The organism is Novacetimonas hansenii (assembly GCF_014843995.1).
Taxonomy (GTDB): Bacteria; Pseudomonadota; Alphaproteobacteria; order Acetobacterales; family Acetobacteraceae; genus Novacetimonas; species Novacetimonas hansenii.
The window spans coordinates 1658929-1678899 of sequence record NZ_CP062147.1 but is presented as its reverse complement, the minus strand read 5'-3'; the positions used below and the strand labels follow the sequence as shown (position 1 = coordinate 1678899).

The following is a 19971-nucleotide window of genomic DNA, read 5'->3' as shown; positions in this document are numbered from 1 at the left end:
CTTTTCTCCCGGTTCTGAGTGGGGGGACAGGCCGGGATTATGTTACGGGGTGTTCCACAGCCACGCTGCACCCCGGACGCCGGAACTGTCGCCATGGACATTCTTGACGATGGGGGTGTTGCAATTGGGGGTGATCGCATACCGCCGCATCATCGGGGGCACACGGTCATAAATGTCCTTGATATTGGACACACCACCGCCAAGCACGATGACATCAGGGTCAAGAAAGTTGATCGCCAGCGCACAGGCACGCGCCATGCGCTCCATGTACCGGTCCAGCGCCCCGATGGCTGTGATATCGCCACCTTCCGCCGCCTCCACAATACCGCCCGCGCTGCGGTGCCCGGGACCTTTCCAGTCCTGCGCAAGGGCCGATCCACTCAGGAAACGCTCCATACACCCTTCGTTGCCGCAGAAGCATTTGGGCATGGGGAATTCCTCCAGCCGCGGCCACGGCAAGGGGACATGCCCCCATTCCCCCGCGATATGATGCGCCCCGATGATCAGCTTGTGGTCCGTAACAATGCCCGCCCCCATGCCTGTGCCGATAATGACGCCAAACACGGTCTTGTACCCCTGCCCCGCCCCATCAATGGCTTCGGACAGGGCAAAGCAGTTCGCATCATTTTCCACCCGGACATCGCGGCCAAGGGCCTCGGTCATATCCTTGTGCAGGGGCTGGTTATTCAGCCATGTGGCATTTGCATTCTTGATAACATGCGTGTCGGGACTGATGGAGCCCGGAATACCGATTCCCACCGTGCCCTGACCGCCAAGTTCGTGGTCCACGCCCGCGATCAGTTCACACATGGCACGAATGGCGCCACTATAATTGCCGGGATTGGTAATGCGCCGACGGACCAGCTCCTGCCCGTCCTGGCCAAGGGCCGCGATCTCGATCTTGGTGCCACCAAAATCGATTCCGATACGATAAGGCCCCATCAGCAGCTACTTTCGTGCGTCATGATTACATCCATGGCTTGTTTTCTTTTATGATCCGAACCTGGTCAGATTTCAAACCCCGCCCAGTCCCAACATGCCGGGGATGGGCCCCGTGTCAAAGGAACAGACGTGGCATGAACGAAATCCTACTTGATGCACGCGGACTGACATGTCCACTCCCCGTGTTAAAGGCAAACCGGATATTGCGTGGCATGCCTGGTGGTGGTCGCCTGCGTGTCATGGCCACCGATCGTGCATCCGTTGCCGATTTTCAGGCCTTCTGTCGGGAGACCGGGCATGCGCTCATCGCATTCGGTGAAGAGGGCGGCACCCTGTCTTTTGTCATTCGACGCAAGCAAGATACTGTAAATAAATAGTTTTTAATGGATTGGCATTGTCGTGGGCAGATATCCATGCAAGATGCCGTAACCTTTGCCAAGCAATCTGGCGACAATCGCGTGATATGTCCCCTTGGCAGAAGGCCGCCCAAAGTTGTAATTCCTGCGCCACCATGACGATGAAAGTGTGACATGCCGATGACAGATGACCTGACTTCCCTTTCCTTCGAGGATGCGCTTGCCGAACTGGAAGGCATTGTCCGTCAGTTGGAAGGCGGTCAGCTCAGGCTGGAAGATGCCATCAAGGCATATGAGCGTGGCGCTGCCCTTCGCCAGTATTGTGAGACCAGGTTGAACGAGGCCGAGGCCCGCGTTCAGGCGATCATCCAGCGTGCCGATGGTTCGCTGGATACGAAATCTATGGATTGATGCGTCAGATGAGCCAAACAACAGCACCCTCGCCCGAAAAAGACGGCAAGGACCGTATGGTCCGTCTGCGCGCCTCCCTTGCCGCGCGGGCCGAAGCGGTCGAACACACGATTGATCGCCTGCTGGCCCCGGTCAGTGGCGGCGAAGCCCGCCTGATTGATGCCATGCGCTATGCCACGCTTGGCGGGGGCAAGCGCCTTCGTGGGTATCTGGTGGCCGAGGTGGCCAGCATGTTCAAGGTCGAGGAGGCCGGGGCCTATCGCGCCGCCGCGTCTGTCGAAATGCTGCATGCCTATTCGCTGGTGCATGATGACCTGCCGGCGATGGATGATGATGACCTGCGTCGCGGCCAGCCCTCCACCCATCGCAAGTTTGACGAAGCAACGGCCATTCTGGCGGGCGACGCGTTGCAGACCATGGCGTTCGGCATCCTGGCCGATCCCGCGACCCATCGCGATGCCGGTGTGCGTATCGACCTTGTCACCACACTGGCCGCCGCATCTGGCGCCGCTGGCATGGTGGGCGGGCAGATGATCGACATGGAGGGCGAAGGCCGTTCCCTGTCGCTTGAGGAAGTGGCGCGCCTGCATGCGCTCAAGACCGGCTGCCTGATCCGCTATTCGGCCGAAGCCGGGGCGATCCTCGGACAGGCGGCACCGGATCTGCGTGAACGCATCGCGGCCTACGGACGTGACCTTGGCGCCGCGTTCCAGGTGGCGGACGACGTGCTTGACGCCACTGCAAGCGCCGAGGAACTCGGCAAGACAGCAGGCAAGGACGAAGCCGCCGGCAAGTCCACCTATGTCGCCCTCCTTGGCGTAGAGGGCGCCGCACATGAGGCACGCCGCATCGCGGCACAGGCCGAGGCGCATCTCGATATCTTCGGGTCCGAGGCAGATCGCCTGCGCGACCTTGTGAATTACGTGGTAGAACGCAGGAACTGAGCGCATGACTGATACCCCGACCCCCAAGGCGGATGCGTGGGGATCGATCCCGACGCTGGGCCGTTTTGCGCAGCTTGACCGTGTGCGTTACCCGCATGACATGCGCAACCTTTCGGTGGAGCAGCTCAGGGCGCTTGCGGACGAGCTGCGGGCGGAGACGATCGACACGGTGTCGACCACCAGCGGGCACCTTGGCGCGTCGCTTGGGGTTGTGGAACTGACGGTTGCGCTGCATGCCGTGTTCGACACGCCCGATGACCGCGTGATCTGGGATGTCGGCCACCAGACCTATCCGCACAAGATCCTGACCGGGCGGCGCGACCGCATCCGCACCCTGCGCCAGCCGGGCGGCCTGTCGGGCTTCACCCGCCGCAGCGAAAGCGAATATGACCCGTTCGGCGCGGCGCATTCCTCCACCTCCATTTCCGCCGGGCTGGGCATGGCGGTGGCGCACCACCTGCGCGCCGAACACGACCCGTCCTATCGCGAACGCAACGTCATCGCGGTGATCGGCGATGGCTCCATCTCCGCAGGCATGGCGTATGAGGCGATGAACAACGCCTCGCACTGCGGGCCTGGCGCGGAACGGCTGATCGTCATCCTCAACGACAACGAAATGTCGATCGCCCCCCCCGTCGGCGCGATGTCGAGCTACCTGTCGCGGCTGATGTCCTCGCGCAAGTTCCTCAGCCTGCGTGACCTTGCCGCCAAGATGGCAAGGCGCCTGCCCGACCGGCTGGAGCGCACGGCGAAGAAGGCCGACGAATATGCGCGCGGCATCATCACCGGCGGCACCCTGTTCGAGGAACTCGGCTTCTACTATGTCGGCCCGGTCGATGGGCATGACATGACGCAGCTGGTCCAGATCCTGCGCAACCTGCGCGACGCGGATGACCTGGGTCCCGTGCTGCTGCATGTCATCACCGAAAAGGGCCGCGGCTATACCCCGGCCGAATCGGCGGGTGACAAATACCATGCCGTCGCCAAGTTCAATGTCGTCACGGGCGAGCAGAAGAAAGGCCCCGCCGGGCCGCCGTCCTATACATCCGTCTTCTCACGCGAGCTGCTGCGGGTTGCGGAAGCGGACGACCGGATCGTGGCGATCACGGCGGCGATGCCCTCGGGCACGGGACTGGACAAGTTCGCCAAGGCCTTCCCGGAGCGGTTCTTTGACGTCGGCATCGCCGAACAGCATGCCGTGACCTTTGCCGCCGGCCTTGCGACCGAGGGGATGCGCCCGTTCTGCGCGATCTATTCCACCTTCCTGCAGCGCGCCTATGACCAGGTGATGCATGACGTGGTGCTGCAGAACCTGCCGGTGCGTTTCGCCATCGACCGCGCGGGCCTGGTCGGCGCCGATGGCGCGACGCATGCGGGCGCGTTCGACCTGAACTATCTCGGCTGCCTGCCGGGCATCACCATCATGGCGCCGAGCGACGAGCTCGAACTGCTCAACATGACCACCACATCGGCGGCGTTCGACGAAGGGCCGATCGCGCTCCGCTACCCGCGTGGCGGGGGGCTTGGCCTCGACCTGCCGGCGGTGGGACAGGTGATGGAAATCGGGCGCGGGCGCATCGTGCGCGAGATGACGCGCCAGTCCGGGCCGGAACGTGGCGGGATCGCGATCCTGTCGCTTGGCCCGCGCCTGGCCGAGGCGCTGAAGGCCGCCGACATGCTGGCCGCCCACGGGCTTGCCCCCACGGTGGCCGATGCGCGCTTCGTCAAGCCGCTCGACACCGCCCTGATCGAGCAGCTTGCCCGCAACCATGCCGTGCTGATCACCGTCGAAGAAGGCGCACCAGGGGGCTTTGGAGCCTTCGTCATGATGCACCTCGCCAAAACCGGGCTGCTCGACCGTGTCCGGTTCCGGCCCATGGCCCTGCCTGACCGCTTCATCGACCATAACACCCAGACCGCCCAATATCACGAGGCCGGCCTCGATGCGCAGGCGATCGTGGATACGGCCCTTGGTGCGCTGGGACGTTCCCCATCGCAGCAGATGGCCTGATCGCGGGCAACCCGGATCAGGTAACGGAGGGCAAGATGGCAAAACGGCGCGTAGACCAGATGCTGGTTGACCGGGGGCTGGTTGAAACGCGCACGCGTGCACAGGCCCTCATCATGGCCGGTCTGGTCTTTACGCCCAACCGCCGTATCGACAAGCCGGGGGACCAGTTAGCCGAGGACGTCCCCCTGACGGTCAAGGGGCAGGATCATCCGTGGGTATCACGTGGTGGCATCAAGCTGGCGCATGGGCTGGAACATTTCGGCTTTTCACCCCGGGGGTTGACCTGCCTTGACGTAGGTGCCTCCACGGGCGGATTTACAGACGTGCTGCTGACCCATGGTGCAGACAGAGTTTATGCCGTTGATGTGGGACATGGACAGATTGCGTGGAAGCTGCGCAATGACCAACGGGTTGTCGTGTTGGAAAAATGCAATGCACGACACCTGAATGCCGAAGTAATCCCGGATCATATAAGTGCACTGGTCTGCGACGCGAGTTTCATCGGCTTGCGGACTGTCCTGCCTGCGGCCATCGACCTGTGCGCACAGGGGGCCTGGGCAATTGCGTTAATAAAGCCTCAGTTCGAAGCCGGTCGCGAGGCCATTGGCCCGAAGGGAGTGGTACGTGATCCTGCCATCCATGACGCCGTATGCACAATGATCCATGACTGGTGGCATTCCCTGCCGGGTTGGTCAGTCCTTGGAATTGAACCCAGCCCCATTACCGGACCAGAAGGCAACCGCGAATTCCTGATCGCAGCGCGCAAGGATGCCTGATCAAGCATAAAAATTTTCAGATGCAGTCTTGTGCAGCAAAGACAGCATTGTGGAGGACGCTTTTTAACGCATCCATAAAATATTGCTTGAAAACAAATCATCAATAAAAATAAGAAAAGTTTCTGGGTGCCCTCTTTTTTTCAAAAAGACGGTGACCTCTAGAACGTTCTGTGATTAGATTGATGCAAATCCTGAGTTTTTGAGGTAATTGGCGCATTCCTATGCGGAGAAGCAGGTGAGGAGTGAGCCGATGCGTTTCCATGTTGCCTCAACGGATCGCTCCGCGGCTTTTCTCAGTAAAGTCTTGAGCTTGGCGAAGACCTGTTCGATTGGATTGAGGTCGGGACTGTAGGGCGGCAGGAAGATTATCCTGGCGCCGACGGCACGAATGGCCTTGCGAGCTGCGTCGCCCTTGTGGCTGCCGAGATTGTCGAGCACGACGATATCGCCCGGCTTGAGTGTTGGAACCAGAAACTGCTCGACATAGGCCAAAAAACTGCGCGCGTTGATCGGTCCGTCGAGAACGCAGGGTGCGGTGATCCGGTCATGACGCAAAGCTGCCAGAAAAGTCAGTGTTTTCCAGTGACCGTGGGGAACCCTGGCTCTCAACCTTTCGCCTTTGGGGCAGCGGCCAGGCGTGCGCACCATGTTAGTTTTGGCCCAGGTTTCGTCAATGAACACCAGACGGGTAGGATCTATATCGGCCTGATATCGCTTCCAGAACTTACGTTTACGCGCGACGTCAGGTCGATCCTGCTCGCAGGGCAGCACGCTTTTTTTTGAAGCTGATCCCTTCGGATTGAAAAAAGCGTGACAGCATCCCAGTGTCGGCCTGAACGCCACGCTCGTCGCGCAGTCGGACCGACAGCGCCGCAAGGGTGATATCAGGTTCGGCATCAATGATGGCCAGCAGCCAGGCTCGTTCAGACTTGGTTTTCGAGGGACGATGGCCGCCCGTGCCAGCGCAGCAGCGATCCCCGACGCGTCTTGCGCGCTGGACCCACTTGATCGCTGAAGCATCACTCACCCCAAAGCGTCGCGCCGCTGCCCGGCAACTCATGCCGCCTTTCTCCACCGCATCAATTACACGGTCTCGTAAATCCTGCGAGTAGGCTTTCGGCATGAAGGCTGGCCTCCTTCACCAGTCTTCATCTTGAATCACATCAGACGCACTTTGGGAATCCTATGATTCAATCTATTCGCAGTACGCTCTAATGCCTGACCTCAGTCGGGTTTGCGCGGCTTGCGCATAGCCCATGCTGGAGCCGGGCGTCCCATGTCACCGCGTTTTCCCATCTGTTCCTTCATGTCAGACAGGGTCCGTACGCGCTGCGGATCGGGCCATGCCACCCCCGCATCCCCTGCAAACACCACGGCATCACGCAGGTGCCCTTCCTTATATTTCTGCAAGGCCACCCCAAGGCCCCGGGTCATTTCGGGCAACTGCGTCAATGCGAAGACAAGCATGCGCTTGTTGCTGCCGATAACCAGAACATGATCCCCCTGTGCCAGAGCACAGACCTGCGCGCTCTCACCTTCCTTGAGATTCAACACCTGCTTTCCGGTGCGCTTTTCCGCGACCATGTCCTCTTCACGCACAATCATGCCACGCCCTGCACTTGAGGCGAGAAGACGACGCGCATCCTGTGTCACCGGGAAGATCGTGATAATATCCTCCTCGTTCGACAGTTCGATCATCAGGCGCAGCGGTTGACCATCCCCGCGCCCGCGCGGCAGGTCAGCGGCACGTAGCGTAAAGGCACGGCCATCAGTGGCAAAACAACACAACCGGTCGGAACTCTGACATTCCACGATCAGGCGCAGCCCGTCACCTTCCTTGAACTTTTGGGCTTCGGGATCAACACCATGCCCGCGCACAGTCCTGATCCACCCCTTCTGTGACAGAATAACACTCAGCGGTTCACGCTCGACCGGCAGAGCCGCGGAAATATCGACTTCTGCTGGTGGCGCCGCCAGCGTGCTGCGGCGCGCGCCCAGCGTTCCGCCCCCGAATTTCTTCTGTATCCCCTTGATCTCGGACGTAATGTGCTTCCAGCGCAGGCTTTCCTTTTCCATCAGCGCCAGCAGGCCCGCACGCTCCTCCGTCAGGGCAGCATGTTCCTTGCGGATCTCGGTTTCCTCCAGCCTGCGCAGGCTGCGCAGGCGCATGTTCAGCACCGATTCCGCCTGAAGCTCACTCAGGTCAAAAGTCGCTATCAGGGATGCGCGCGCGTCATCTTCCTCCCGGATGATGCGAATAACCTCATCAAGGTTGAGGTAGACTGCAAGAAACCCGTCAAGGATTTCCAACCGCCGGTCCACCGCATCCAGCCGATGGCGCGTGCGACGCACCAGCACGTCATGACGATGGTCCAGCCACGCCTGCAGCACTTCCTTAAGGCTGCGCACGCCAGGGACCTGATCTGCGCCCAGCACGTTCATGTTCAGGCCGAACCGGCTTTCCAACTGCGTTGCCCGGAACATGGTCTCCATCAGGACCTCGGGTTCGATACCACGTGACTTCGGTTCCAGCACCAGCCGGATATCAGCAGAACTTTCATCACGAATATCGCCCAGCAAAGGCAGCTTCTTCTGCTCCATCAGGTCCGCGACCTGTTCGATCAGGCGTGATTTCTGCACCTGATACGGGATTTCGGTCACTACGATCTGCCATGTGCCAAAACGCCCCTGCTCCACCTCCCAACGCGCACGTATGCGGAAGCTGCCACGCCCCGTTTCATAGGCGCGGGCAATAGCATCGCGATCTTCCACAATCATGCAGCCTGTGGGAAAATCCGGACCTGGCATGACCTCCAGCAATTTCGCAACCGTCACATCCGGGTCGCGGATCAGCAACATGGCGGCCGCGCAGATTTCCCCCACATTATGGGGGGGAATGCTGGTGGCCATGCCCACTGCGATCCCTGCCGCACCATTGGCCAGAAGATTCGGGAATGCCGCAGGCAGGACGACGGGCTCATGCTCCTCGCCATCATAAGTGGGACGGAAATCAACGCTGTCGTCGTTGATGCCCTCCAGCAGCGCCTTGGCAACTTCTGTCAGCCGTGCCTCGGTATACCGCATGGCGGCGGCGTTATCGCCATCCACGGAACCAAAATTCCCCTGCCCCTCCACCAGCGGATAGCGGACTGCGAAATCCTGCGCCAGCCGCACAAGGGCTTCGTAAACCGAAGCATCACCATGGGGATGGTATTTACCGATGACGTCGCCGACCACGCGGGCGCATTTCTTGAACCCCGATGTCGGATCAAGGCGCAACTGCTGCATGGCAAAAATCATGCGTCGATGGACCGGCTTCATCCCATCGCGCACGTCCGGCAGGGAACGCGACATAATGGTGGACATCGCATAAGCCAGATAGCGTTCGCTCAGCGCGTCAACGAGTTTTGTATTCTCAACATGACCACGCGTGACATCGACAGACATGAAAATTCCTCCAGCACCGGAAGAACAGATAGCGAAAACGGCGGCATTGTCCAATGCCTCAATTCAGTAAAACTAAATCCCCGGCTCCGGCTGGTGGGATATATCACGCTTTTCAACCATCCTGCCCACCATATCCAGCAACCGGATACGCGCGGCAGGCAACGGGCGATGGCGTTGACCAAAGGCGTCACGCGCCAGGAAATGCCCCGTCAACCGCAACCCGGCCAACCACTGTTCAGGGGTGCCATCCTGCGTCGGATCCAGCAGGAAGGGTGGCAACATCAACAGGCGATCGCGCCATTGCCCCGCATGCCCATCACTGACGGCACGTCCACTGCGTGGGGAGACCCACGCCAGATCATCGGCCTGCCCACTGACAGCGCAGCATGAAAGGTCCAACCCGAAGCCAAGATCGGAAAGCAAAAGCATTTCCCAACGTATCAGGGCCGCCATGCCCGACCGTTCGGCTTCTGCCGGCTCAAGGCTGATACGGGCCAGAAGCCGTGTCAGCTCCTCAAAAACCGCAAGATGAGGCTCCCGTTCCGGCAGGCTGCTATCGGCCAGCGCACACAGGGATGCAAGCATGGCCAGGGGGTGCGCGTATTCCAGCACCCGCGCGGCAGAAGCATGAACCAGTTCGCCACGCAGGCTGCCAAGCTGCTCTGGCAGGCGTGCATTCCATCGGGCGGTAATGAGGTTTCCAGCCTGCCAGACCGGTCGGCCCTGCCGCGCCCCTCCGCCACGGACCATGCCGTGATAAAGACCATGTTCCCCCGTCAGGACATGGGCGATCATACTGCTTTCGCCGTAAGGCACCGCAGAAAGCACAAGGGCGGGAGCCTCCCATTCCATCAGGAAGCTCCCGCCCATTCAGTCATGCCGCAAAAATCCGGCAGAAAATCAGTGACCAGCCGCCTTTGCCACTTCGGCGGCAAAGTCGTTGTCTTCTTTTTCGATGCCTTCACCAAGCTGGAAGCGTTCGAAACCGATCAGCTTCGCACCAGCCTTTTCAACAATGGCACGAACACGGGTTTCGCCGTCATGCACCCACACCTGTTCCAGCAGGACCACTTCCTCATAGAACTTGCGGATACGGCCATCGACCATCTTGTTGATGATCGCATCAGGCTTGCCCGATGCCTTTGCCTGTTCCACCAGCACCGCGCGCTCGCGTTCCAGCGACTGCGGATCGACGCCGTCGATATCCAGCGACGCCGGGCGGGTTGCCGCAACATGCATGCCGATCTGGCGGCCAAGCGTTTCAAGCGCTTCGCTGGCGCTGGGGGCTTCAACCGCTGCCAGCACGCCGATCTTGCCCAGGCCGGGGCTGACGGCGGAATGGATGTAGGTCGCAACCACACCCGACGGCACCTTCAGGACACGCGCGCGACGGATGGACATGTTCTCGCCAATGGTGGCGATCAGGTGCGTCAGTTCGTCAGCAACCGTACGGCCGCTCTTCAGAACAGCGCCCTTGAGCTTTTCAAGGTCTTCACCAACCTTCAACGCCGCTTCGGCCACTTCGGCCACAAAGCCCTGGAAGTGTTCGTTACGCGCGACAAAATCGGTTTCCGCGTTCACTTCGACCATGGCGGCGACATTCGGGGCCGATGCAACACCAACAAGGCCTTCCGCAGTAACACGGCCGGACTTTTTGGCCGCAGCCGAAAGACCTTTTTTGCGCAGCCAGTCGATCGCGCCTTCGATATCGCCCTGCGCCTCGGTCAGCGCCTTTTTGCAATCCATCATGCCGGCGCCGGTCTTCTCGCGAAGATCCTTGACCAGAGCTGCGGTAATTGCCGCCATTATCTGTATCTCCTTACGACAGGCATGCGCCCTGCCGTCGGCAGGGCGCGTCCTTGTATCCGGTATAGGCCGGGTCGTATATCGACCCGTCCGGCACGCGGCCCCATGGGACCACATGCCGGTTGGTCACTCAGACCGCAGGGGTAGCGGCAGGCGCCTCTGCCGTGGCTTCGGTGGCGGCCACTTCGATCGCGGGATCGACGGGCAGTTCTTCAGCCGCGCCAAAATCTTCGCCCGAAGCGCCGAGTTCAGCCGAAATACCATCCAGCACCGCGCCAGACACCAGTTCGCAATACAGTGCGATCGCGCGGATGGCGTCGTCGTTACCCGGGATGGGATAGGTCACGCCACGCGGGTCGGAGTTGCTGTCGAGGACCGCAACGACCGGAATGCCCAGCTTGTTCGCTTCTTCAACCGCCAGCTTTTCCTTGTTCGTGTCGATCACGAACAAAATGTCCGGCAGGCCGCCCATTTCCTTGATCCCGCCCAGCGAACGCTCCAGCTTCTCGCGGTCACGCGTGATGTCCAGAACTTCCTTCTTGGTCAGGCCCTGAGTGCCATTTTCCAGCATCTCGTCAATGCCACGCAGGCGCTTGATCGAACCGGTGATCGTCTTCCAGTTCGTCAGCATACCGCCCAGCCAGCGATGGTTGACGTAATACTGGCCGCAGCGCTTGGCCGCTTCGGCGATCTGGTCGGCCGCGGCGCGCTTCGTGCCGACGAACAGCACGCGGCCACCACCTGCAACGGTATCACGGATCGCCTTGAGCGCACGGTCCAGCATGGGGACGGTCTGCTGCAGGTCGATGATGTGAACCTGGTTGCGCACACCGAACAGGAACGGCGCCATACGCGGGTTCCAGCGGCGGGTGTGATGACCGAAATGCACACCGGATTCAAGAAGCTGGCGCATTGTAAATTCAGGCATAGCCATCTTGGCTCAATCCTTGTCTTCTGGTTTGTCCTCCGTGAAGCGCCGGTCCCGTCGGGACACCAGAGGCTCATGCTTCACGTGCGAATTGCCATGGTAAAAACAGCCATGGCACGGCGTCATATGACGACTTTCGGGACGGATTGCAAGTGGCACCCTCGCGGACAACAGGCATTTTTGAACGCATGTTCCCGCGCGGATGCTCCCCGTCCCCTATATCACTCCGCCACGCCATGCGGACGACGTCCGGGGGCAACCTTGCCGAACCATGTCATGACCGGTTTCATGCAGATCAGCAGCATCAGCAGCGATGCCAGAACAGAGGCACTTGCCGCCCCTTCAAGGTGCCAGCGCCACGCCATGAAATATACCAGCGGCAGATAGGCGATCGTCACGACGATGCGGGCCAGAAGAACCCGCGATACCTGCCCCACGACAGTCAGCAGCGGTTCTAGCGGCACGATGCCCAACCCCATGATGGCATTCCCCAGCATCAGCATGATCATCAGGTTGCCCCCCGGCCAATGCACACGCAGCATCCATGTCAGCAACGTATTGCCAGCCACCATGGCGAACAGCATCAACAGGAGCGAAAACCCCCCGATCAACATGAACAGCCGCAACGTTACGTGTTTCAGCCCATACCAGTCGCGTTTTTCACGCAGACGGATGAATTCGGGATACAACGCGGGCATCATCAACTGCGCGGGCTTTGCAATACCGTCACCGATCTGTCGTGAAACGCGATAGACGGCGGCATCCGCCGGTCCAAGCAGCCCGCCGACCAGAAGGGTGCCGAACTGGTTGAAGATCGTGCCAAGCACATGATTGCCACTGGTGGACAGGGTAAACCGCCAGATCCCAACCGCGTCACCTGCCTCAAGCTGTTGGAAAAACTGGAAACGCCCGACTTTCCCCCCGCTACGCAGCAGCCACCATCCCATGGCGCTGTTGGTGATGAACAGGGCAAGCTGCGTCATGCTCCAGACCAGCATGAAATAATACAGCCCCATATGCAGCCACAGACCCAGCCCCGTGCCGACCATGCGCACGACAACGCCCGACAGGTCGCATACACTGCTAAGCCAGAAAGCATTGCACAGCCGGAAGACACCAGTGGACCACCCCGTGTTCATGACGCAAATGGTCAGCATGTAAACCATTGCGCCCACCTGATCCGTTTGCGGCCACCCCATCGAGGTACCAAACAATCCCACCCCCAGCATCCCGACAAGCGCGCCTGTCGCCCCACTCAGCAGGTCCGCGCGCATGCAAAACGACAGGAGACGACCGAAACGTGGCAGGTCGCCCTTGACGAACGGGTCCGTCCCGTAATGCAGCAGAGGTTGCCATGATGGCAGGTGGGTTGCCGACGAAATGGCGGAGCCGAACGTCGTCACCAGCATCAGCACACCAAACTGCGACAGACCAAGCGCACGCACGGACCATGCCATGTAAAGGAAACTGCACACGGCATTGGTCGCACGTCCCGCGACAAGAAAGCCCGTATTGCCGAAGATGCGCTTGAGCGCGGCGGTTTCCTCAACCACGATGGGAGGTTCCATGTGGCGCTTTGCCAGGTGAGTATGTCGGCGGCATGGGGGCAGGTAAGGAAATGATCACGCTTGTTTCCGTTTCTTGCCGCCGGTCACGGCGGGGAACGTCCACAAGGTGCGTCGTGGTCGGGCCAGAGGCAATGCTATCCATCGCGACATAGTGTAAAACGCTCCCGGCGGTAAGACTACCCCCACCGTTTTACGTCCCCTGCCCCATGTGCCCCTTGTCCGGTATGTCCGCTCCGGTGTGGCCGCTGTCGCATCCCTTGCGCGTTGCCGCCAGCGCCCAGCCAAGCGCGATGAACACCCATCCGGCCGTCGGCTGCGTGGTAAATGAACTTGTGGACTGCAACGGCCATATGATGACAAACGCCAGAACGCACATCACCATCTGTTCCGCCCCCCTATGGGCGCGCAATCCCCTTGCCATGGGATACAGCATGGCGATGACCACCAGACAGAACAGGATCGCCCCCGGCCATCCCGCCATGGTCGCAACCTGTATATAATAATTGTGCGGATGCAGGTTGCAGCCTGGCGCCCCGCCGTGGGGGCCGTCAGGAATGCCAAGGGCCGGCAGCCCCCGGAAATAGATCGGATTGGGACAGTTGATGCGAAACCCGTCATATCCCATTCCCACCCATGGATGGTCCGACACCATGACCCCCGCGCGGATGAACAGCATGCCGTACGGACTGTCAGCAAAACCATGCATCTGGTGTTCGAAACTGATGACCAGCTTGTTATAGGCCTGGGGCGCCACAACGGGCGAAACCGCGATCCCGCCCATCCCGATCACGCAGGCAAGGATAAAGGGCAGCCGTAAGGGGCGCACTATCAAGGCCAGGCACAGGGTGCCGAACAGGAATAACAGTGTCGGCATCCGCTGCGAAATCAATAGAAAAGTCAGGATCAAAAGGACAAGAAGCCCCCCCGCGCACAGCAGCCCCCCACGGGTGCGCCGCTGCGTAAGGGAAATGATGACCGGCATCAGGCCCGGGAACGCCGTCATGAGCAACGCCTGCCCCGCCCGCGGGGCCCACAACGGCCCAAGCAGGGCTCCGTCTTCCCACCGGCCATACCCCATGATGTTACGTCCCCACAGATATTGCTGCCAGCTTCCGACGACCATCCACATCGCCACCCACGCATAGGCCCTGGCAAGATGATGCCTGTCTTTAGAATCGCTCAGTATCCAAAACGCCACGGCAGCGACAAACACCGGGTATCGCAACAGCAGCACGGATTGCACGACGGCATGCACTGACCCAGTGGCGGCGGATGCAAGGGCGATATCCGCCCCCAGCACGACCGACAGCACGAACCATGGCTGGCGCACCCATGACCAGTCGCGACATATGGCGCTGTGAACGACAAAGGCGCAGACGATCAGGCAGATAAGGATTTCGGCTGGCGCCAGCGCATAGCACAGCAAAAGCGGGAATGCATACATCCCCCACACGACAGGTTTTTTCATCCATGAGGAACCTGCGGGACAAGGGATGCGGGCACTGTCGGGCATAATGTTTCCAGATATTGGGACGGGTCGGGCCATGTGGAAATCGGGCCATATCCATCAAAAATTCCCCGCCCCCTATTCCACATTTTCATACAGCCGCCCATCAGGTTTTCATGAACAGGCCGAATAGATGAAAAGAACCGAATGCCAGCACCTATTGCCGGAGGCGACGTTGTAACTGAAAAAGGTGTATCGCAGGCCAGAACCCCAGAACAGCCGCCACCAGCAGCGACATGCGCAGGGCATCAGCGCCAAAATGCGGCGTCAGCAGATCGCTGATCCACCCAAAGAGCGGGGGCCCAAGGCCAATGCCGATAGCGTTGGCAAGCAGCGCGTACAACCCCGTCGCGGCGGCGCGGCGATGCACAGGCACCACAGTGGGGATCGCGCCATAGATCGGCCCTGTACAAAGGGCCGAGATCACCGTCGTCAGCACCAGCATCACCAGCGAGAGACCAAGCGAGTGCGTCATTACCTGCAATATCTGGAACGGTTGGGCAACAAGATAGGCCCAGAAGGCAAAACGCATCGCACCGGAAAAGCCGAAGCGTACCGCCACACGATCGGCAATCGGTCCGCCGATGAAAGTACCCACCACGCTGGCGATACCAATCCCGATGCCGAACCATGCACCGGCGGCGCTCGATGACAGGCCAAAAGAGCGCATATAAAAAGAAACACCCCACAAGGTGATCCCATAGCTTACGACCTGACTCGTCATCCCGTAAAAAAGCAGGGCGCGTAATGGCCGGTTGGCCAGCAATGCCCGCCAGCTTTCCCCATTGCGCATCACGTGCGGCATCGGGGGTTCGGGGATGAACATGTGCATCGCGATCGCCACCGGGATGCCCGCCAGGCCGACAGCCGCAAATGTTGCACGCCAGCCAATATGCTCAACCAGATACCCTCCTCCCGCCAATCCGATGACATAGCCGAGATAGGAAATGCCATAGGAAACCGCAAAGGACGTGCTGCGCTTCTCCGGTATGGAATAGGCTGCATTCAACGCGGAGGACGAAGGCGAAAACGCGGCCTGCCCAAGCCCCACGCAAATACGGGTTGCCGCCATGGTGGCGATCATGTGCGCACATCCCATCAGGGCTGTGGCGACACTCCACATCGCGATACCAAAAGATGCCATCCGTGCGGCAAATCCCCGATCGGAAATCAGGGCGAAAGGCACGATCATCACACCATAAAGCAGGGCGAAAGCAGTCCCGCCCAACAGCCCCACCGTGGCATCAGAAAGGTGAAGATCATGCTTGATCGCATCATTTGCGGCAGAGAAGACAAAACGGTCTATGAAATCGAGCATCCCCGCCACGCCAAGAAGCAGGATCACCGCAGGCGACCAGCCTTGGGGCGCAAGAACTGTAGCAGGAGTGCGATGAGCGCCGGGGTCGTGTTCGCTCATGCCCGCCCCCCTGCGTGCAGGCCCCGGTTCACCTGCCACCAGAACCATGGACCGAAGCCCCCCTGCCCAGACACCCCGGTCCTGTAAAACATCATGCATTACTTCCTTAATTTTGTACGTGCCAAAACCGGTACCATATTTGCACACAGGGTAATGCGCCCCCCACCAAGGACAAGACACATATCTTCTGCCCCATCTCCCCGAACACGGACACGGACACGGACACGGGCATGCATACCAAGGTCGCATTGGTATCGCCTGCTACTACATAGATGGCAGGGTCCTTCTTCCGGGCTTAGAGACTGCTTGAAAAGTCAGGCTCGATAACACCCTGAAATTATAAAGGTTTTTGGTGAAGCTTTTTCTAAAAAGCTTCAGAAGACGCCGCCTTTTTGGAAAAAGGCGGCACCCAAAAATTTTCTTGTTTTTTATCAAGCACTTGTTTTCAAACACTCTCTTAGGTTACTGCCGTGCCTCCCAATCTGCGGGTACCGGACCGAGGACGATACTGTTGCCCACGATGATTGCACTGGGGAATGTTTCGTTTATTGAGCAGACCGACCACCCTTCACCATGCAGCGCAGGCATCGCCCCCAGCCCCAGCCGAGCACATAATCAGCGCCCGTCCATTACACCGCCCTGTCCCGTTTCGGTGAGCTCATACATACTGCCGTCAGCATTGGTCAGATACGCGCCATCAGAGATGGAGCGTATCTATCCGTTTCCCATCTCCAGCGCATAGAGCTGTGTGTTATTGTAGGCGCAAGATACCAGACGCAGCAGATTGACCGCATCCTTCACCACACCGATATGTTGTGTACCTGCCCGGTCACTGGCACCACATTGCACATGCACGAAGAAGTTGGTGAGTTCACACGCGTCCGTCTGCTACTTTTCCATATCCGATCGGAAGCACAGCATGGGCGAGATAATGCCCGCAGCGAAAGCCGGACGATAGGAGATGGCGGCATTCGGGCCGGATGGAATGCGCGTCATCAGTGCAGGTACCAGCACGATCGCGGCGTATAAATCGCCTCTACATATGCATATTTCGCAAGGATATAGCGATTGCAGATATTTGCATTGGTACCGAAAGTGATGGAACCACTTGTCTGATTATGCAGGAATACATGGCGTCCAAACCATCCGCCGACCAAGGTTTCCACAGTCGCCCCGTCTGACGTATTAAACTCGGCATAGTCCGCGATATTCGCAGGAAGTGTCGATGTGGTCGATGCTGCGATAATGGACATTGTTCTGTCCGGGCCGATGTTATGCGCGATTTCTGCCGCCACCACGTTCGCATCGCTGACGGTGAAATTGATCGGATACGCGATGCCGTTCATGTCGTTGCCGACAATGACCGTATGGTCGTTTGCGCCTGCTGCTGAAACCCCTATGGCAGAATTGCCTGTCCCCTCGCCCCCACAGGATGAGGGCATGCGGTTGTTCGTGATAATGAACCCTGAATCGCCCTTCGATATAAAAACACCTGTTCCAGAAGAACTGTTACCGCAGAACTGGCTGCCTGTTATGGTAACATTTTGCACACCCGTCCCGGCATGGAATGCGTCGCCATTCGCCAGGTAGAAGCGATGCCCCACGAACATGTACCCATTGACGTTGCCCCCGCCATTATTATTGATGGCGACATCCATACTCTGCGCGTTAGCGGTCCATGACCCATCGAATTTCATGTCTGATGCTGTCGAAGTCGCGGCCTCCGTATCAATTTCCATCCCATATTGCTGCGCGGAATCCGAAAGGACCGTATTGGATGCAAACATATGAAAAACGGTCTGCTTTGCCTGCGGGTTAATAAGGGTCCCGATCTTTCCGCCAACCATGTCGTTGTTCTGTAACGTCAGGCCACCAGCATCCAGTATTTCGGTAAGAATGGCAGATGACGCATTAGTAGCGCCCGCGAAATAATCACCACTTACCGTGGTATTGATGATCCTCGGGTCCGTATTATTCCCCCCTGTCGACCCATGCCCGACACGGATGCCGACTGCTTTCACACCCTGAATGAAGACGGTATCGACCGTGACATTGTTCCCAGACATGTCGATCCCGTAATATGTACCGCCCTCGATCTGAAGATGGTCGATCTGGGATGAAACAGGCGCATTGGTGGCCGCATCAATCGGGTATTTCTGTGCCGATGTTACACCGCTGACGTTAATATACAGATCAGACAATCGGCTTCCGACCCATGAGTTCGTGACGTTATTCCCTGTAAAAAGAATCTGGGAATTATCACCAAAGATCAGTTCTGATCCTGACATACCGGTTCCCGACAGCCAGACCCCACGCGGCAGATTGACGGTTCCGGTAATGACACAGGCTTTACCAGGGATAAGGACGTGATGCAGGACACTGCCACCAGATCCGGTTTTTGTATCTGCAACCGCAGCAGTCGCCGCATTGAAGGCCACCGTATCATCGGTCTTGCCATCACATTTCGCCCCGAAATCCAGAACAGACAGGGCTTCCCCAAACTTGTCGGACACCAGGCGTGCATCAGGAGCATTGAGCGGAGTGGAGGTGGATGCACCGATATTCATCCCGACTGCCGTGCCGTTCGTAATCGTAGGCCTGCTTAGCACTTGCCCTGTCGCGATGCCGCCATTGATGGTCGGTGTCGTCAGGCTCTGCCCCATTGCGGCGCCACCATGGATTGTTGGCGTTGTCAGGATCTGGTTAATGGAAGTGTCATCATTCCTGTTCAGCTTGAGCGCTTCCCCATCGCTGGCGCGCAGGATTTCATTTTCCAACGCCTGCCCAAGCGGCACCCCGTTATAAAGCAGTGCAGACTTCCAATCCGCAAGCGACGGGATATAGTTCTGCGTCCATTGGGATGGAGGCACCGGGGAACGCGCCTGCGCGCTGATGGGAACCAGCAGGGAAAGCGCCAGCGCAATATGTTTCATAATTCGGTCTCTCCATCGCCTGGTCCTTGGCCGAGGGCGACTGCATTCTGGTAGGGCCTGCGCCATCCGATCGGACTGTCACCAATCGCAAGGATACCAAGGCGGCTGTGAGACGTGTCGGCCGCAATATACTGGCTGTCACGGTTGGCGATATCGCGCGGTGCAAGGCCTGTGTTCTGCACGCCATTCAGCCTATCCGCAAGCATCAGATCTGCAAGAGGCGTCTGGTCCATGCGCATCAACACGATCAGGCGGTTCATATCGTCAGGGGTTCCCCAACCGCGATATCGTCGCCTATCGCAATGCGACCTCGAATTACGGACACACCATGCGCTGCGTCGCCGCATGGTGTGCAGCCAGGGGCATTCCGTTTTCCCACTTTCGCATCCGTGACCTGCGCCATCCGGTGGTTCTAAGGCCGGTGGGGACATCTACCGGCTGAATCGCCATCGGGGGCACATCTCGGTCACGACGACCGAGATCTACCTGTTCGTCCTGACAGCAGATGAGTTGGACCCTGTGCTGCATGTCGGCACAGAGGCAGGCATAGAAGCCCCATGAAGACAGCGGTTTTTGTACGCCCCACCCCTAGACGGCAGCGGAATACCTAGCTAAACAAGCCTCTATGGAGAGGTGGCCGAGCGGTTGAAGGCAGCGGTCTTGAAAACCGCCGTGCGTGTGAGCGTACCGTGGGTTCGAATCCCACCCTCTCCGCCATGCGCCGTTCTGAATGGCCAAGTTTTTATTTCACAAAACATAGACGATATGTGAACCGGAATGCCGGACCAAGAGATGCTGCCATATAGGCAATATCTGCCTTATATTTCCGCGCAACTCCCAAATGCAAGAATAATTTTATATATAATCTGGCCTCATGGTGTTTTTACTGACATCATCCACTGAATACACCAGAAATATATTGACA

Annotated in this window: 16 protein-coding genes and 1 tRNA gene; 6 read left to right on the top strand and 11 right to left on the bottom strand. The window is 59.0% G+C overall.

The window, feature by feature from the left end:
• Positions 1-42 precede the first annotated feature (42 nt).
• Positions 43-942 (bottom strand): ROK family protein, encoded by a 900-nt coding sequence (locus IFJ82_RS07395; RefSeq protein ID WP_003620232.1) that lies wholly within the window; start codon positions 940-942, stop codon positions 43-45.
• 134 nt (positions 943-1076) lie between these two features.
• On the opposite strand from IFJ82_RS07395, the gene IFJ82_RS07390 reads away from it, so the two are divergent.
• The 5 genes from IFJ82_RS07390 (at position 1077) to IFJ82_RS07370 (ending at position 5440) form a co-directional block, all read left to right on the top strand.
• Positions 1077-1319 carry a sulfurtransferase TusA family protein gene (locus IFJ82_RS07390; protein ID WP_003620233.1) on the top strand — a complete coding sequence of 81 codons (243 nt, stop codon included), beginning with the start codon at positions 1077-1079 and terminating at the stop codon, positions 1317-1319.
• Between the two features lie 159 nt (positions 1320-1478).
• Positions 1479-1709, top strand: a complete 231-nt coding sequence (locus tag IFJ82_RS07385; RefSeq protein WP_040511981.1) for an exodeoxyribonuclease VII small subunit — start codon at positions 1479-1481, stop codon at positions 1707-1709.
• 56 nt (positions 1710-1765) lie between these two features.
• Positions 1766-2653 (top strand): polyprenyl synthetase family protein, encoded by an 888-nt coding sequence (locus IFJ82_RS07380; RefSeq protein WP_192266387.1) that lies wholly within the window; start codon positions 1766-1768, stop codon positions 2651-2653.
• Positions 2654-2657: 4 nt separating this feature from the next.
• Positions 2658-4664, top strand: coding sequence for a 1-deoxy-D-xylulose-5-phosphate synthase (gene dxs / locus IFJ82_RS07375; protein ID WP_192266142.1), 2007 nt, complete (start codon positions 2658-2660; stop codon positions 4662-4664).
• A gap of 35 nt (positions 4665-4699) precedes the next feature.
• Positions 4700-5440, top strand: coding sequence for a TlyA family RNA methyltransferase (locus IFJ82_RS07370; RefSeq protein ID WP_062808964.1), 741 nt, complete (start codon positions 4700-4702; stop codon positions 5438-5440).
• Between the two features lie 219 nt (positions 5441-5659).
• Here the strand turns inward: IFJ82_RS07370 and IFJ82_RS07365 are convergent.
• The 10 genes from IFJ82_RS07365 to IFJ82_RS07320 all read right to left on the bottom strand — a co-directional run bounded on the left by IFJ82_RS07365 (position 5660) and on the right by IFJ82_RS07320 (position 19306).
• Positions 5660-6563 (bottom strand): IS630 family transposase gene (locus IFJ82_RS07365; RefSeq protein ID WP_192266140.1). Its coding sequence is split into 2 segments (ribosomal slippage): positions 5660-6220 and positions 6222-6563, totalling 903 coding nucleotides; the frame shifts between segments, so codons are not numbered across the junction.
• Positions 6564-6664: 101 nt separating this feature from the next.
• Entirely contained in the window at positions 6665-8887 is a 2223-nt protein-coding gene (parC, locus tag IFJ82_RS07360; RefSeq protein WP_192266138.1) for a DNA topoisomerase IV subunit A, read from the bottom strand.
• A gap of 72 nt (positions 8888-8959) precedes the next feature.
• Positions 8960-9739: a DNA repair protein RecO gene (gene recO, locus IFJ82_RS07355; RefSeq protein ID WP_192266136.1), complete on the bottom strand. Its 780-nt coding sequence runs from the start codon at positions 9737-9739 to the stop codon at positions 8960-8962.
• A 48-nt stretch (positions 9740-9787) separates the two neighbouring features.
• Positions 9788-10693: a translation elongation factor Ts gene (tsf, locus tag IFJ82_RS07350; protein ID WP_003620248.1), complete on the bottom strand. Its 906-nt coding sequence runs from the start codon at positions 10691-10693 to the stop codon at positions 9788-9790.
• A gap of 130 nt (positions 10694-10823) precedes the next feature.
• The gene (rpsB, locus tag IFJ82_RS07345; RefSeq protein WP_040510824.1) at positions 10824-11627 is read right to left on the bottom strand and encodes a 30S ribosomal protein S2; all 804 of its coding nucleotides are present in this window, start codon (positions 11625-11627) and stop codon (positions 10824-10826) included.
• 215 nt (positions 11628-11842) lie between these two features.
• Positions 11843-13189, bottom strand: a complete 1347-nt coding sequence (locus tag IFJ82_RS07340; RefSeq protein WP_003620253.1) for a lipopolysaccharide biosynthesis protein — start codon at positions 13187-13189, stop codon at positions 11843-11845.
• 190 nt (positions 13190-13379) lie between these two features.
• Positions 13380-14657, bottom strand: a complete 1278-nt coding sequence (locus tag IFJ82_RS07335; RefSeq protein ID WP_225578810.1) for an O-antigen ligase family protein — start codon at positions 14655-14657, stop codon at positions 13380-13382.
• 196 nt (positions 14658-14853) lie between these two features.
• The gene (locus IFJ82_RS07330) at positions 14854-16113 is read right to left on the bottom strand and encodes an MFS transporter (RefSeq protein WP_225578809.1); all 1260 of its coding nucleotides are present in this window, start codon (positions 16111-16113) and stop codon (positions 14854-14856) included.
• A 995-nt stretch (positions 16114-17108) separates the two neighbouring features.
• The gene (locus tag IFJ82_RS07325) at positions 17109-19046 is read right to left on the bottom strand and encodes a hypothetical protein (RefSeq protein ID WP_192266132.1); all 1938 of its coding nucleotides are present in this window, start codon (positions 19044-19046) and stop codon (positions 17109-17111) included.
• Entirely contained in the window at positions 19043-19306 is a 264-nt protein-coding gene (locus IFJ82_RS07320) for a hypothetical protein (RefSeq protein WP_192266130.1), read from the bottom strand. Before IFJ82_RS07320 ends, IFJ82_RS07325 begins: the two co-directional genes overlap by 4 nt.
• A gap of 367 nt (positions 19307-19673) precedes the next feature.
• Here IFJ82_RS07320 and IFJ82_RS07315 point away from each other — a divergent pair.
• Positions 19674-19763 (top strand) — tRNA-Ser (locus IFJ82_RS07315).
• Positions 19764-19971 lie beyond the last annotated feature (208 nt).

What these genes read in the sequence shown, in the direction of transcription:
- IFJ82_RS07395 (WP_003620232.1), bottom strand. Translation starts at nt 942, where the DNA reads ATGGGGCCTTATCGTATCGGAATCGATTTTGGTGGCACCAAGATCGAG.
- IFJ82_RS07390 (WP_003620233.1), top strand. Translation starts at nt 1,077, where the DNA reads ATGAACGAAATCCTACTTGATGCACGCGGACTGACATGTCCACTCCCC.
- IFJ82_RS07385 (WP_040511981.1), top strand. Translation starts at nt 1,479, where the DNA reads ATGACAGATGACCTGACTTCCCTTTCCTTCGAGGATGCGCTTGCCGAA.
- IFJ82_RS07380 (WP_192266387.1), top strand. Translation starts at nt 1,766, where the DNA reads ATGGTCCGTCTGCGCGCCTCCCTTGCCGCGCGGGCCGAAGCGGTCGAA.
- dxs (WP_192266142.1), top strand. Translation starts at nt 2,658, where the DNA reads ATGACTGATACCCCGACCCCCAAGGCGGATGCGTGGGGATCGATCCCG.
- IFJ82_RS07370 (WP_062808964.1), top strand. Translation starts at nt 4,700, where the DNA reads ATGGCAAAACGGCGCGTAGACCAGATGCTGGTTGACCGGGGGCTGGTT.
- parC (WP_192266138.1), bottom strand. Translation starts at nt 8,887, where the DNA reads ATGTCTGTCGATGTCACGCGTGGTCATGTTGAGAATACAAAACTCGTT.
- recO (WP_192266136.1), bottom strand. Translation starts at nt 9,739, where the DNA reads ATGGAATGGGAGGCTCCCGCCCTTGTGCTTTCTGCGGTGCCTTACGGC.
- tsf (WP_003620248.1), bottom strand. Translation starts at nt 10,693, where the DNA reads ATGGCGGCAATTACCGCAGCTCTGGTCAAGGATCTTCGCGAGAAGACC.
- rpsB (WP_040510824.1), bottom strand. Translation starts at nt 11,627, where the DNA reads ATGGCTATGCCTGAATTTACAATGCGCCAGCTTCTTGAATCCGGTGTG.
- IFJ82_RS07340 (WP_003620253.1), bottom strand. Translation starts at nt 13,189, where the DNA reads ATGGAACCTCCCATCGTGGTTGAGGAAACCGCCGCGCTCAAGCGCATC.
- IFJ82_RS07335 (WP_225578810.1), bottom strand. Translation starts at nt 14,657, where the DNA reads ATGAAAAAACCTGTCGTGTGGGGGATGTATGCATTCCCGCTTTTGCTG.
- IFJ82_RS07330 (WP_225578809.1), bottom strand. Translation starts at nt 16,113, where the DNA reads ATGAGCGAACACGACCCCGGCGCTCATCGCACTCCTGCTACAGTTCTT.
- IFJ82_RS07325 (WP_192266132.1), bottom strand. Translation starts at nt 19,046, where the DNA reads ATGAAACATATTGCGCTGGCGCTTTCCCTGCTGGTTCCCATCAGCGCG.
- IFJ82_RS07320 (WP_192266130.1), bottom strand. Translation starts at nt 19,306, where the DNA reads ATGAACCGCCTGATCGTGTTGATGCGCATGGACCAGACGCCTCTTGCA.